Origin of the sequence: Rhizobium sp. Pop5 (assembly GCF_024721175.1) — a bacterium.
In the GTDB taxonomy this organism is placed as follows: domain Bacteria; phylum Pseudomonadota; class Alphaproteobacteria; order Rhizobiales; family Rhizobiaceae; genus Rhizobium.
Map to the genome: position 1 here is coordinate 592,926 of NZ_CP099402.1, position 13,310 is coordinate 606,235.

General features: G+C 61.0%; 11 protein-coding genes. 6 read left to right on the forward strand and 5 right to left on the reverse strand.

Going from position 1 to position 13,310, the window contains the following annotated elements; all coding sequences use genetic code 11:
* Nucleotides 1–25: 25 nt before the first annotated feature.
* Together NE852_RS30785 and NE852_RS30790 are read right to left on the reverse strand one after the other, a co-directional pair.
* Nucleotides 26–2,170 carry a TonB-dependent siderophore receptor gene (locus NE852_RS30785; RefSeq protein ID WP_037170689.1) on the reverse strand — a complete coding sequence of 715 codons (2,145 nt, stop codon included), beginning with the start codon at nt 2,168–2,170 and terminating at the stop codon, nt 26–28.
* Nucleotides 2,171–2,638: 468 nt separating this feature from the next.
* Nucleotides 2,639–3,358: a GntR family transcriptional regulator gene (locus NE852_RS30790; RefSeq protein WP_008523088.1), complete on the reverse strand. Its 720-nt coding sequence runs from the start codon at nt 3,356–3,358 to the stop codon at nt 2,639–2,641.
* Between the two features lie 375 nt (nt 3,359–3,733).
* Here NE852_RS30790 and NE852_RS30795 point away from each other — a divergent pair, with 375 nt between their 5' ends.
* Nucleotides 3,734–3,940 carry a hypothetical protein gene (locus NE852_RS30795; protein WP_008523089.1) on the forward strand — a complete coding sequence of 69 codons (207 nt, stop codon included), beginning with the start codon at nt 3,734–3,736 and terminating at the stop codon, nt 3,938–3,940.
* Between the two features lie 144 nt (nt 3,941–4,084).
* Here NE852_RS30795 and NE852_RS30800 read toward each other — a convergent pair whose 3' ends face one another.
* Nucleotides 4,085–5,002 carry a helix-turn-helix domain-containing protein gene (locus tag NE852_RS30800; protein ID WP_008523091.1) on the reverse strand — a complete coding sequence of 306 codons (918 nt, stop codon included), beginning with the start codon at nt 5,000–5,002 and terminating at the stop codon, nt 4,085–4,087.
* 95 nt (nt 5,003–5,097) lie between these two features.
* On the opposite strand from NE852_RS30800, the gene NE852_RS30805 reads away from it, so the two are divergent.
* Nucleotides 5,098–6,660, forward strand: coding sequence for a 4-hydroxyphenylacetate 3-hydroxylase N-terminal domain-containing protein (locus tag NE852_RS30805; RefSeq protein WP_008523093.1), 1,563 nt, complete (start codon nt 5,098–5,100; stop codon nt 6,658–6,660).
* 10 nt (nt 6,661–6,670) lie between these two features.
* Entirely contained in the window at nt 6,671–7,183 is a 513-nt protein-coding gene (locus NE852_RS30810; RefSeq protein WP_008523095.1) for a flavin reductase, read from the forward strand.
* A 120-nt stretch (nt 7,184–7,303) separates the two neighbouring features.
* Here NE852_RS30810 and NE852_RS30815 read toward each other — a convergent pair whose 3' ends face one another.
* Nucleotides 7,304–8,782, reverse strand: coding sequence for an aldehyde dehydrogenase (locus tag NE852_RS30815; protein WP_008523097.1), 1,479 nt, complete (start codon nt 8,780–8,782; stop codon nt 7,304–7,306).
* Nucleotides 8,783–8,840: 58 nt separating this feature from the next.
* On the reverse strand, nt 8,841–10,292 hold the full coding sequence (locus NE852_RS30820; protein ID WP_008523100.1) for an APC family permease: 1,452 nt from the start codon (nt 10,290–10,292) through the stop codon (nt 8,841–8,843).
* A 322-nt stretch (nt 10,293–10,614) separates the two neighbouring features.
* On the opposite strand from NE852_RS30820, the gene NE852_RS30825 reads away from it, so the two are divergent.
* Genes NE852_RS30825 through NE852_RS30835 form a run of 3 tightly spaced genes read left to right on the forward strand, consistent with a single transcriptional unit; the run spans nt 10,615 to nt 13,300 of the window.
* Nucleotides 10,615–11,400 (forward strand): IclR family transcriptional regulator, encoded by a 786-nt coding sequence (locus NE852_RS30825; protein ID WP_008523102.1) that lies wholly within the window; start codon nt 10,615–10,617, stop codon nt 11,398–11,400.
* Nucleotides 11,400–12,653, forward strand: coding sequence for a Tm-1-like ATP-binding domain-containing protein (locus tag NE852_RS30830; RefSeq protein WP_258156996.1), 1,254 nt, complete (start codon nt 11,400–11,402; stop codon nt 12,651–12,653). Before NE852_RS30825 ends, NE852_RS30830 begins: the two co-directional genes overlap by 1 nt.
* A complete protein-coding gene (locus NE852_RS30835; protein ID WP_008523104.1) occupies nt 12,650–13,300 on the forward strand; it encodes an HAD family hydrolase in 651 nt (216 codons plus the stop codon). The genes NE852_RS30830 and NE852_RS30835 overlap by 4 nt, the downstream gene beginning before the upstream one ends.
* The last annotated feature ends 10 nt before the right edge of the window (nt 13,301–13,310 follow it).

Here is a 13,310-nt window from a genome sequence, read left to right on the forward strand (position 1 = left end):
CCTGCCTTGGCTACTTTCAGCCGCCTCAGAAGTCTGTGGTTATCGATACCTTGAAGGTGCGCGGCGCACCCTGGGCGATCGTGCTGAAGCTGGCGACCCCTGACCAGTAGTCCTTATCGAACACGTTTTCGACGGAGGCTCGGAATGTGACGGGCCTCGTTTCGATTTCCGTCTTGTAGCGCGCGCCGAGGTCAAGCCGCGTCCAGGAAGGGATCTTCAGCGTGTTCGTCGTGTTGATATACTGTTCGCCGGTGTGAATGACATTGGCCGTCAGCGTCAGGCCTTCCAGGAAAGACGCGTCCCATTCGGCTCCGATGTTCGCCTGGATCTTCGGCACGCCGATCGGGCGCTTGCCGCGGGTCGCAGCGCTCGAGGTATTCGTCAGTTCTCCATCCATCAGCACCAAGCCGCCAAGCAAGCGCAGATCGTCCGTGACTTCGCCAAACACGTTGAATTCAATGCCGCGGTTGCGCTGTTCCCCGCCAGCGGTAAAGATCTGGCCGCCGCCGCTCGGCTCCAACTGGCCGAAGGGCTTCTCGATCTGGAATGCACTGACGGTCATTGCAATCTGTCCGAGGTCGACTTTGGTACCGATCTCGTATTGTGTCGTCTTGTATGGAGCGAGCGTTTCGCCCGCATTGATGGCCGTGGTGGGAGCCGTGTCGCCTATGCTCAGGCCCTGCGCGTAGTTGGCATAGAAGGAAACCTCGTCCCAGGGGCGGACGACGAGGCCAACGAGGGGCGTGACGGCGTCCTCGTCCGAAGACGATGACACGGCGCCTGTTGTTGCATTGAAGTTCTTAGAATCGATCTGCTGGAAGCGACCGCCAAGAGTGAGCTGCACGCGCTCGTCGAGCATCGACAAGGTGTCCGACAGGCCGACGCCGGACAGCCTGGCTTCGGAGACCTTCGGCACTGAACTGGGATTGGCGACGAACTGCTCGATACGACGGACGGGGTCGTACATATTGCTCAGCTGGGCAGTGCCTGAGACGATCGCACGATCGAGGCTCTGGTGGAGATAGCTCGCCTGCAGGGTCATTGTGTGGGAGATCGGCCCCGTGTCAAACTTGGTGCGGATACCCGTTTCTGCCGTAAGTCTGTCGACGTCGAACACCGCATTCTGTGGCGTGATGGTGACATCGCCGGCCGAATTCAGGATGGTCGGCAGACCAAAAAGGCGATGCACGTGAGAATTGCCGCCACCCACGGCGCCAAACCAGGTGATATCGTCGGTCAGATCATATTCGACCCTGCCCAGGACCGAGCGGTCCGCGCTCTTCGACCACTCCCACGGCTCCTGGACATTGAGCGATCCGTCGGGTGCGCTCGGCACGATCAAACCGGTGGTTTGAAAGAAGGGACGCTGCGGCGCGTCAAAAGTTTCGCGCTGTCCGATCACGTCGAGTGTGGCTCGAAGATTTTCCCCCTGATAATCAAGAGCCAGGGCTCCAACATAAAAGTCCCGTGTCTGATTATCGATCGGGGTGTCACCACCGTGGGCACTGCCGTTCAAGCGGATGCCAAATTGCCGTTCGTCGCCGAACCGTCGCGACACGTCGACATGAACACCACCCTGAAAGTCGGAAGCGTAATCCGTCGTCAGCCTCGTCAAATCCTCATCGAGCGCTCGCTTCGGAACGATGTTGATGGTGCCGCCGACGGCGCTGTTAGGAGAGATTCCGTAAAGGAAAGCTGTCGGACCCTTCAGCACCTCGACCCGCTCGGCATATTCGGTGAAAACCCGGTACGTGGGGGCGATGCCATAAATCCCATCAAACGCGATTTCGCCGGCATTGCCTTCGCCGACCGGAAAGCCTCTGATGTAGAACGAGTCCAACATTCCCCCTGAGGAATGGGTATTTCTGACAGACGGATCGTTATCCATCACATCGCCCACGGTCTGGGCACCCTGGTCCTCGATTTTCTGAGATGTATACCCAGTCACATTAAAAGGGGTCTCCATGAAATCCCGGTTTCCCAGAGCCCCCAGGCGTGCGCCTTTCGCGACCTGACCGCCTGCATATTCTTCCGGGAGGGTTCCGATCGTGGACGTGGCGTCTTTCTTCGCAGTAATAACTATTGGTGCCAATTCGGTGGCACTCTGCCCGTATGCGGCACCGTTTGCCACAGCGGTCACCACTACTGTGCACCCCAACATAAACTTCATGCAAAATCCCCTAACCAGTCATCGCCTGATCCCGTGAGCCGCGACCATCAGCACAAAACCGCTAAATAACATGATAAAATATGTCAAGTTTTAATGGGGCGCATATATATTTGAAGCCACAGCGAAATCGTCGCCTTGACGACCGGAACCGACGGGCATCATTTTTCCTGATGGATTACGGCCTCCCCTAATGGCAAGCTGACGGTGAGGGGGACAGCAGAACTATTCACTATCTGCGGATGTCGGCATTGATCCGACGCAGTGAAAGTCAGCCTCCACCAGAATAGCTGCGCAGAATGTGGAAGGCCGTGGGACGGATGCAGCTGGTTGGATGGCGGAGAGTGTGTTGCCCATCTCGAAGCTGTTAGAGGGGTTGGAACCGCAGACATTAACTACTAGGGCGCCCTGAACAGTTTCGAACCGCTGATTCCGGGATTGGCTACACTGCAATAGCGTGAGTTATCCGAATTAACCGATCGTTCGATTGCCGAGAACAAACTTGTATCGCTCGGGCCGGATGAAGAATTCCGACCACTCGGCACAGGCCCCGTTATCGAAATACGAGGTTCGTTCGAGCACCAGTAAAACCGCATTTTCCGCAGCCGCGATCAGCGATGCTATCCGGGGCTCCGCAGCGCGTGCTCCGATCGCAATTTCGGCGGACGTAATGTCGGCACCGGCTTTATCCTTGAGGAGTGCATAAGTCGGCTCCTGTTCAGCAATGTCTCGGTCCATCTCCGACATGAGGGACGGCAGGAGGCTTCGGCCCAGGGCAATGGGCTCATTGCCCACCCTGTGTAGCCGCTCCAGAAGTGCGCATTTCGTTCCGAACGAGGGGATGAAAGCGGATGGTGTTTCAATGGTGGTCAGTTCGACGATCCGCATCGTGGCATCGAAACCCTGCACTTTCAGCGACTCGTGAAAGCTGCGCAGGGTATCGATCTGATGACGGACCTGCTTGCCGGCCACGAAGGTGCCCTTGCCTTTCCTGCGCTCGATCAGCCCATCCTTATCGAGCTGCTCGAGCGCGAGGCGGACGGTGACGCGGCTGACGTCGAAGCGCGCCATGATCTGCGATTCCGATGGCAGGCGCCCGGAGGGCTCGTATGTTCCTTCGGCGATCTCGCGCCGAAGGCGATCGGCGATCTGGAGGTACATCGCCACCGGATTGTTGCGTATCAGGCTCATCTATTTTCCATCGGGGTTAAAACGACCACGGACTCTGGCAGCTTTGGAATAGCGTTCTCCTTTGCTGCCGGACAGGGAAAGGCTCCACGTTGATAGCCTGTATTATAATGTATTATAAACTGGGGCAATTCCGCCGCAGCGAATTTACGCCAGCTTTATGCAGCGTACTCCCGCACCGCGCTTTTTCTGGATACGCGACGCTTCGGCTGAGGTATCAAGCCCCTACAGTACGCTCAAGCGCGGCAGATGCCCCGCCCATCACCTCCCGCGCACCACGCTCGACGACCTTTTTCGGGGTCATCTCAGAACGAACTTTCCACCTGCATCATCCGGCAAATCGGTATAAGCCATCCCTCGAACACCTCAGGAGATAACATGGAAACCGTGGAGATCAGCAACCGTAGCGACTTCGCCGTATGGGCAATCGAGCGGGCACGGGAAATCGTAACGTCCGAGGGAGCCGCTTTTGCGATGGCCGCCCGCGATATGGACGAGGAGGCGCTGGCGAACACCGCAGCCGCGCTCGGCAAGGCCATCAGCGGTGCAATGCTGGAAGTGTTTGACGGCCTGGTCGAAGAGTAGCGCTTACCGGCAAAGCGACAAGCGGACCACTGACCAATATTTTGATATAAATTCTGGTCAGTGCGGTTCCGGCCTACCGTCCTTCTCCTTCCGTTTCAAACTGTCATAAACTTGCAGTATTTCTGACAGGAGAAATGCCATCGGCTAGGGCCCCTGCTCTCCGCTTTGAGGCAATGTCGGCTCGCCACCCTGCTGCGATTGCAAATGACGCCGGCGCCAGGCGGCGGGCGCTTCGCCGCAGCGTTTGCGGAAGAAGCGGGAGAAATAGGCTGGATCCTCGAAGCCGATTTCGCCCGCGATGTCTTCCACCGATCGGACCGTGAACATCAGGAGGCGCTTGGCTCCCAGCAGCCGCCGCTCCAGCAGTAGCTCCTTAACCGATAGACCGAAGACTTCGCGGGCCGCCTTGTCGAGAAGATGCGGCGTCGTTGCGAGCAAGTTCACATAGGCGCCGACCGGCCAATCCTTCCGATAGTGAAGGTCGATGGCTCGTCGCAGCGCGAAGCCGAGCGAGACGGTGGCCGAAGTTGACGGCAATGCCATGCGCCCGCCAATTCGGCCCATCAGCGACAGCACGACGGAGATCAAGCCGGACAGCACCAGTTCGTTTTCCGTGCCCCGATCGCGATAATCCTCGGCGATCATGTCGAGGAGTGTCCCGAGCTTCGACCATACCGGGTCCGACGGCTGGCCGGTCAGGAAGGTCGGCACATCGAGATCGAGCGCGACCTGTGGGGCGATTGCTTTGAGCATGTCGTCGGAGACTGACACGACAACCGCGTCCGACCGTTCGTCGACATCGAATCCATGCACCACGTTGCTCGGGACGAAACTCACGGCGGGAGCGGAAAAATTCCAAGTCTCGTCTTCAATCCGATATGTTCCGCCACCTTTGAGCCAGTAGGTGACCTGCCCCATCAGCGGATGTTTATGCGGTGAAACATGACCGAAATGCAGGCTTTTTCGATCCATAATAGTCTCGACATGCATGAATCCCACATCGAGCGAGCGGCTCGGCTCGCCATAGACGAAAAAATTCGGAACATCGCTTCGTGTCGCCATACCGTGAAAAGTACCAGCGAATTCCCTTCTTTGTCCATGGTTTGTCCGCCGCTCCCGATTTAGCTTCTGTCAATATTCCAAGGGAGGAACCTGACATGCGAGCCGAAGACCACCGCAGCGACAAGACCCGTCCTTTCACCGGCGCCGAATATCTCGCAAGCCTGCGCGATGGGCGCGAGGTTTACATCAATGGCGAACGCATCGCCGATGTGACCACGCATCCGGCCATGCGCAATTCCGCGCGCTCGATCGCACGGATGTATGATGCGCTGCACGACAGCAAGACCAAGGACCGGCTGACATCGCCGACCGATACCGGCAATGGCGGCTATACCCACAAATATTTCCGGGTCGCCAAGTCGTCCGCCGAACTTGTTGCCCAACAGGGCGCCATCGCCGACTGGGCCCGCATGTCCTACGGCTGGATGGGCCGAACCGCCGATTACAAGGCCGCGCTGATGAACACGCTCGGCGCCAATGCCGACTGGTACGGGCCGTTCAAGGAGAATGCGCTTTCCTGGCACAAACGCTCGCAGGAAGCCGCGTTGTTCATGAACCATGCGATCGTCAACCCGCCGATCGATCGCCATAAGCCTGCCGACGCCGTCAAGGACGTCTTCGTCCACATCACCAAGGAAACCGATGCCGGTATCTACGTTTCCGGCGCCAAAGTTGTGGCGACTTCGTCGGCGCTCACTCACTATAACTTCCTCGCCCAAAGCTCGGCGACGGTGACGGAAGACCCCTCATTGTCGGTGATGTTCATCGTGCCGATGAATGCGCCCGGCATCAAGATGTTCTGCCGCGTTTCCTACGAACAGACCGCCAATACCGTCGGTCAGCCTTTCGACTATCCCTTGTCCTCGCGCTTCGACGAAAACGATGCCATCCTGGTGCTCGACAACGTCTTCGTTCCCTGGGAGGACGTGCTGGTCCTGCGCGATGCCGCCAAGATCCTGTCGTTCCATCCGGCCTCCGGCTTCATGCACGGCTATTGCTTCCAGGGCTGCACCCGCTTTGCCGTCAAGCTCGACTTCATCGCCGGCCTGCTCGCCAAGGCGCTGCGCGCCACCGGCGGCGACGCCTTCCGCGGCAATCAGGCGGCACTCGGCGAGGTCATTGCGCTGCGCCACATGTTCTGGTCTTTCTCCAATGCCATGGCCTACAATCCGCAGCCGTGGGCGAACGGCGCGGTGCTGCCGAACATGGAGGCAGCGCTCTCCTACCGCACCTTCATGTCGGAAGCCTATCCGCGCGTCATCGAGACGGTGCGCAAGGTCGTTGCCTCCGGGCTGATCTATCTTCCCTCCTCGGCGAAGGACTTCGGCAATCCCGAGATCGACCGCTATCTCGCGCAATATGTGCGCGGCTCCAACGACATGGGCCACATCGAGCGCATCAAGATCATGAAGCTGCTGTGGGATGCCACCGGCACAGAATTCGGCGGGCGCCATGCGCTCTACGAACTCAATTATGCCGGCGCGCCCGAGGAAGTCCGGCTGCAGGTGCTGAAGGGTGCCGAGCGTGGCGGGCGTCTGAAGGAGATGGAGGCGCTCGTCGACCAGTGCATGAGCGACTACGACGAAAACGGCTGGACCGGCGACACCTGGCTGGCGCCGCTCGACGGGGCATCCGCCATCCGCAACGCGGCCGAGTGAGGGTGCGGCCATGGAGGAGCAAGTCTCGAAAACCGAGTTCCGCAACGCGATGGCAAGGGTCTGCGCCCCTGTTAACGTCATCACCACCAACGGGCCCGCCGGGCGCGGCGGGTTCACCGCCACCGCCATGTGCAGCGTCACGGACGAACCGCCGACCCTGCTCGTCTGCATGAACAGCCGCTCGGCCCAGACGGATCTGTTCTTCGAAAACCGCCGCTTCTGCGTCAACGTGCTGACGCAGGAACACAAGGATCTGGCGGGGTACTTCGCCGGCCAGCGGGCTGATATGGACGAGCGTTACGCCGCCGCCGAATGGATCACGTTCCGCTCCGGCAGCCATGCGCTCAGCGATGCGATCGTCTCCTTCGATTGCCGACTGACAGAGGCTCGCCTGGTCGGCACGCACAATATCATCATCGGCGAGGTCATCGATATAAGAAGCCGCAAAGACGGGCACGCGCTGCTCTACTTCGATCGCAACTATGTGCATGTGCCGACGCAGGCCGGCAGCTTCGGGGGATAGGCGGCCATCCTCTCTTCGATACGGCGCAAAATACAATAAAGGATGCGGTCTTCGGACCGCATCCTTTATTGTATGGCCGGTAATGCCGATCTTCCCGTCAGCCCATCGGGAAATATTCCCTCAGAGCTGAATCCATGCCGTTTTCAGATCGACATATTTATCGAGCGCATGCAGCGATTTGTCGTGGCCGTTGCCTGATTGTTTGACGCCGCCGAGCGGCACGCTGTTGTCGGCGCCGCCATAGGTGTTGACGTGCACCACGCCGGCCTTGATGCCGCGAACCATGCGGTGGGCGCGCGAAAGGTTTGACGTCCAGACGGCGGAAGCCAGACCATATTCCGTGGCGTTGGCAATCTGCAGGGCTTCCGCCTCCGTCTCGAATGGAATGATCGACAGGATCGGCCCGAAAACTTCCTCGCGGGCGAGTGTCATCGATGGCGTCACATTGAAGACCGCCGGGCGCATGTAATAGCCGCCCGTTTCCTCCAGGATACGGGTGCCGCCGGTGCGCAGCAAAGCGCCTTCCGATATCGCCCGGGTGACATGACCGAGGTTCTTCTGCAGTTGGATATCGCTTGAGATCGCGCCCGCTTCCGTAGAGAGCTGCATGGGGTCGCCGATGCTCAAGGACGCGGCGATGCGCGCAACGTTTTCGGAGAATTCCTCGTGGATCGACTTTTCCACGAGCAGGCGCGAACCGGCGACGCAGACCTGGCCGGAATTGCGGAAGATGCCGTAGGCCGAGATCCTGGCGGCCTGATCGAGATCCGGCGCATCGGCAAAGACGATGTTCGGAGATTTGCCGCCGAGTTCGAGATAGACGCGCTTGAGGTTGGAGCGCGCCGAATATTCCAACAGCCGGCGCCCGACCGGGCCGGAGCCGGTGAAGGCGAGCACATCGATATCCATATGCAGTCCCAGCGCCTCGCCGCTGACGGCGCCGCGCCCGGTGACGACGTTGAGCACGCCATCCGGCAATCCCGCTTCGGCGCAGAGTTCGGCGAGCCGCAGCAGCGTCAGCGACGCGCCCTCGGCCGGTTTCAGCACGACGGAATTGCCGGCTGCAAGTGCCGGCGCGATCTTCCAGGCGCCGATCATCATCGGGAAATTCCACGGCACGATGGCGGCGACGACGCCCACCGGCTCACGGTGAACGAGGCCGAGAATGTTGTCGGCCGTCGGCGCGATCTCGCCATAGACCTTGTCGATCGCCTCGGCATAGTAGCGGAAGGTGCCGGCGGCACTGCCCGGTTCGGCCTTCAGCGCCATGGAAATTTCGGTGCCGTTGTCGCGCACGCCGAGCACGGCAAGTTCGAGCGCGTTCTTCTCGATCAGTTCGGCGATCTTCAGCAGCACCTTCTTGCGCTCGGCTGGGGCCGCCCGCGACCAGCCGCCTTTTTCGAAGGCGCGCCGCGCCGCCCCGACCGCGTGGTCGACGTCTTCGGCGCCGGCATCGGCGATCGTCGTCAGCCTCGCCCCGTCGATCGGCGAAATCACATCCATCACCGCGCCGCTGACGGCCGGGCGCCAGGCGCCGTCGATGAACAGCGATTGGGAGGAAACGGACAATGTCCGGAGCTGGTCGATCTTGTCCTGCATCTCATGCTCTCACGAAAAAGGGTGGCGGATATGATCCGCCACCGTTGATGGGAACCGCTCAGACTTCTTGGCCGGCGCCTAGCCGGGCGAAGCCGATGGCATCGGCCGCCTTCAGGCGCGCTGCGGCCAGCAATCCGACGACCCCGGCGATCAGCACGAGACTTGGCAGAAACACGGCGAGCACGCCATTTGCGCCGGCGATCGCGCCGAAGTTTGCCGAGATATAATAGACGAGCGCCAGAAGGATCAGGCCGGTGACGACGGGCAGCACCTTGATCACAAGCACGTTGTGTTCGAGTTCCGGATTGCGGCTGAAGAAGACCACGATCGAGAAGGCAGTAAACGCCATCAGCAGGATAATGGCCAACGTGGCGACATTCGTAAGCCAGGAGAAGAGTGCCAGCACCGGATCCTGACCCGTCGCCGCAAACAGCGCGACAACGAGCACGGCAATGATAGTCTGGATGATCGACCCTACATGCGGGCTCTGGAAGACAGGGTGCGTGACGCCGACCGACTTCGGCAACAGACCCTCGCGACCCGCAACATACATGTAGCGTGCCACGCCATTATGGAATGCGAGGACGCCGGCAAAGAGGCTGGTGATGAAAAGAAGGCTCATCACCACGGTGATCCAGTGGCCGACATAACGCTCGGCGAGGCCGAAGAGGAAGGTCGTGGGATCGGCGAGGCCCTGAAGTTCGGGCACCAGCTTGTCGACGCCGGCGCCGTTGACCATCAGCCAGGAGGTCAGCATGTAGAACAGCCCGATGATCAATACCGAGATATAAGTGGCGCGCGGCACTGTCTTTTCCGGTTCGCGGGCTTCTTCGCTGTAGATCGTCGTCGCTTCGAAGCCGATGAAGGCGGCAAAGCAGAAAAGGATGCCGATGGCCGGCGAACCGCTCAGGAAAGCGGTCGGCGTGAAGGGCGCAGCGGAAAGGCCGGCATCGCCGCCCTTGATGAGGATCGCGGCATCGATGATCAGCACCACGAGATATTCGAGAATGACGAGCACCGTCAGTACCTTGGCGGAGAGATCGACGCGCCGGTAGCCGAAGACCGCGACGAAGGCGATGCCGACATAGGTCCAAACCCACCAGGGCAGAACCAGCCCGTAGCCGGCGAAGAAGCCGGATGTTGCCGCGCCGAACATGCCGAAGACTCCGATCTGCATGGCGTTATAGGCCAGGATGGCGATCAGCGCCGCAGCGCCGCCCATCAGGCCGCCGAGCCCCTGCGCGGTATAGGCATAGAAGGCGCCGGCATTGCGGATGTGGCGCGCCATGGCGACGTAGCCGACGGCAAACAGCAGAAGAATGCCGGTGACCAGCAGGAAGGTCAGCGGAATGCCCGGGCCGTTGCCGAGCATCATCGACAGCGGCACGCCGCCGGCGACCGCCGTCAGCGGGGCTGCGGCCGAAACCACCAGGAAGGTCACGGCGCCGACGCCGAGACTGTTCTTGCGCAGCTGATTCTCAGCCGGGCCTTGCGAATTTTGCGTATTCATCTGTCTTCGTTCCCCTTGCGTAAGAGTATCCGATCATCGCTGCGATTGCGCAGGCGACCTCCACCAGAACCGGACTGACGAGCGGGCGTTTTTGGCTTTTGTTGATTTTGCCGCCGTCAGCGCTTATGGTTCATTATTTGAACCTCAGCTTCAAATATAGACTTGCAAACATTCGCTGCCTCTGTCAAGTTAATTCGCATGTTAAGTATCTTGGGTCGGCTGCCATCGTGCCGCGACACAGGGTTTGCGGGCTGATTTGACGGATGGCGTAAAGCCGGATGCGACAAGCCGGGACATGAGCCCTACCCCAAGAGGAAGAACGATGAGCACGATCGGAAAGGCGCTTTCATTGCTGGACACCCTGTCACGGCTGGACAAGGAGGTGGGTCTGACAGACATCGCCCGCCTGTGTTCGCTCGACAAGGCGACGGCACGGCGCTTTCTGGTGGAGTTGGAGAAACACGGTTTCGTCGAGCAGGATGCCGACAGCCGCCGCTACAGGATCGGCTCGGCACCGGTTCGGCTCGCCCGCATCCGCGAGGCCCGCTATCCCTTCCTGCGGGTCGCCGTGCCCTTCATCAAGACGCTCGCCGAATCATCGGCGGAGACGGTGCATCTCTCCGAATTTTCCGGCGGCAGGCTGTCGACCATCCATGTGGAAGATCCGCCGCGCGCGCACCGCATCATCGTCGATGTCGGCAGCATCCTGCCTTTTCACGCCACCGCATCCGGCCTTGCCTTCCTCGCCTTCTGCCCGCGCAGGGAGATCGATGCAGCGCTCCAAAAGCCGCTCGAAAAATTCACCGACCACACTGTCGTCGATCCCGAGCTGATCCGCGGCCTGCTCGACGAGACGGCGGCGCGCGGCTTTTCGATCAGCCATCAGGGGCTCGAAGCCGGCGTCATCAGCGCCGCCGCACCGGTTCGCGCACCGGACGGGCGGCCGGTCGGCTGTGTCGCCGTCGCAGCACCCCTCTCGCGCACCACGACGACCGCCATTCACGAATTCGGCGCGCAGGCGGCGGCCACCGCCAACGGCATTTCAGAAAAATACTACGGGTCGGAAAGGCTCATGGGAACCAGTCCAAACATCAGGAGGAGAGATTGATGAGCCCTGCGGCTTCCTTGCCAAGGATCCTCGTCATCGGAACCGGTGACACCAAATGCGACGAACTGCAATTCATGGCGTCCGTCATCACCGAGTCTGGCGGGCAGCCGGTCATGGTCGATGTCAGCATTCTCGGCGACCCGCCCTATGTTCCCGATTATTCCAAGCACGATATCGCCAAGGCGGCCGCGACCTCGATTGCCGCAATCTCCGAAAGCGGCGATGAAAACAACGCCATGGCTGCGATGGCCTGCGGTGCGGCGGCATTGACCCGCGCGCTCTACGAGGACGGCCTCGTTGACGGCGTCATCGTGCTCGGTGGCTCGATGGGTACCGATCTGGCCCTCGACGTCGCCGCCGTCCTGCCGCTCGGCGTGCCGAAATTCGTGGTTTCGACCATCGCCTATTCCCATCTGATCCCGCCCGAGCGCATCGCGCCCGACCTGATGATGATCCTGTGGGCCGGCGGCCTTTACGGCCTCAACAGCATCTGCCGCTCGGTGCTGTCGCAGGCCTGCGGCGCCGTCGTCGGCGCGGCAAAGCACGGAACCAAACCGGATCGCACCCGCCCACTGATCGGCATGACCTCACTCGGCTCTTCGTGCCTCAAATACATGAAGCATCTGCGGCCCGAACTGGAAAAGCGCGGCTACGATGTCGCGGTATTCCATGCCACCGGCATGGGAGGCCGCGCCTTCGAGGCCATCGCCGCTGAGGCCGGCTTTGCCGCCGTCTTCGACTTCTGCATCCAGGAGGTCAGCAATCATCATTACGGCACGGTGGTGACGTCAGGGTCGGACAGGCTCGAAAATGCGGGGCGGGCCGGCATTCCGCAGATCGTTGCGCCCGGCGCCGTCGACATGGTCGATCTCCAGGCCTGGCAGACGCTGCCTGATATCTTTGCCGATCGTCCCTATCATGCCCATAACCGGCTGATCGGATCGGTGACGACCTCGCCGGACGGGCGTCGGGAAGTGGCGCGCGTGATCGGCCGGAAACTGGCGCAGGCCGAGTCCAGGGTCGCCTTCCTGTTGCCGACCGAAGGGCTGCAGGAATGGGACAAGCCGGACGAGCCGCTGCACGATCCGGAAGGCCTTGCCGCCTTCCTCGACGAGATGCGCCGCTCGGTGCCTGCCTCCGTCGCGTTCCAGGAAGTCGACGCGCATATCAACTCTCCATCCTTTTCGGCCGCAGCCCTTGCCGTTTTCGACGGATGGGTGGCCGAGGGCATCATTCCGGAAGGACGGCCATGACGAGCGCACGCGCCCTCATTCTCGATTTCGGCGGCGTGGTCACCCGCACCCTGTTCGAGACGCATGACATCACCGAGCGCACGCTCGGCCTTCCCAAAGGCTCGCTTACCTGGCTCGGGCCGTTCGATCCGGCGACCGACCCGCTGTGGGTGGCGATGCAGAACCGCGAGATCACCGAACGCGATTACTGGCTGACGCGCGCCGGCGAGGTCGGACGACTGGTCGGCGAGAACTGGTCCGACATGCAGACCTTCGTGCGTCGCGCCCGCGGCGCCGAGCCAGAGCTGGTGCTGCGGCCAGAGGCGCGCGATGCCATCCTGCGAGCCAGGCAAGCGGGATTGAAGCTCGCGATCCTGTCGAACGAACTCGATCTCTTCTACGGCGTCGAGTTCCGCAAACGCTTCCCGCTGATCGACCTCTTCGACGTCATCGTCGATGCCACCTACACCAAGATCCTCAAACCCGATCCGCGCGCCTACGAGCAGGTGCTGTCCGAACTCGGCCTGCCGCGCGAAGCCTGCGTTTTCGTCGACGACCAGAAGAAGAACATCGAAGGCGCCGAAGCCGTCGCATTGCCGCATGTGCATTTCGACGTCACCCGCCCCGCCGAAAGCTATGCCCGCGCGCTTGCGATGCTGGGCCTCTGAACCCGAGAGG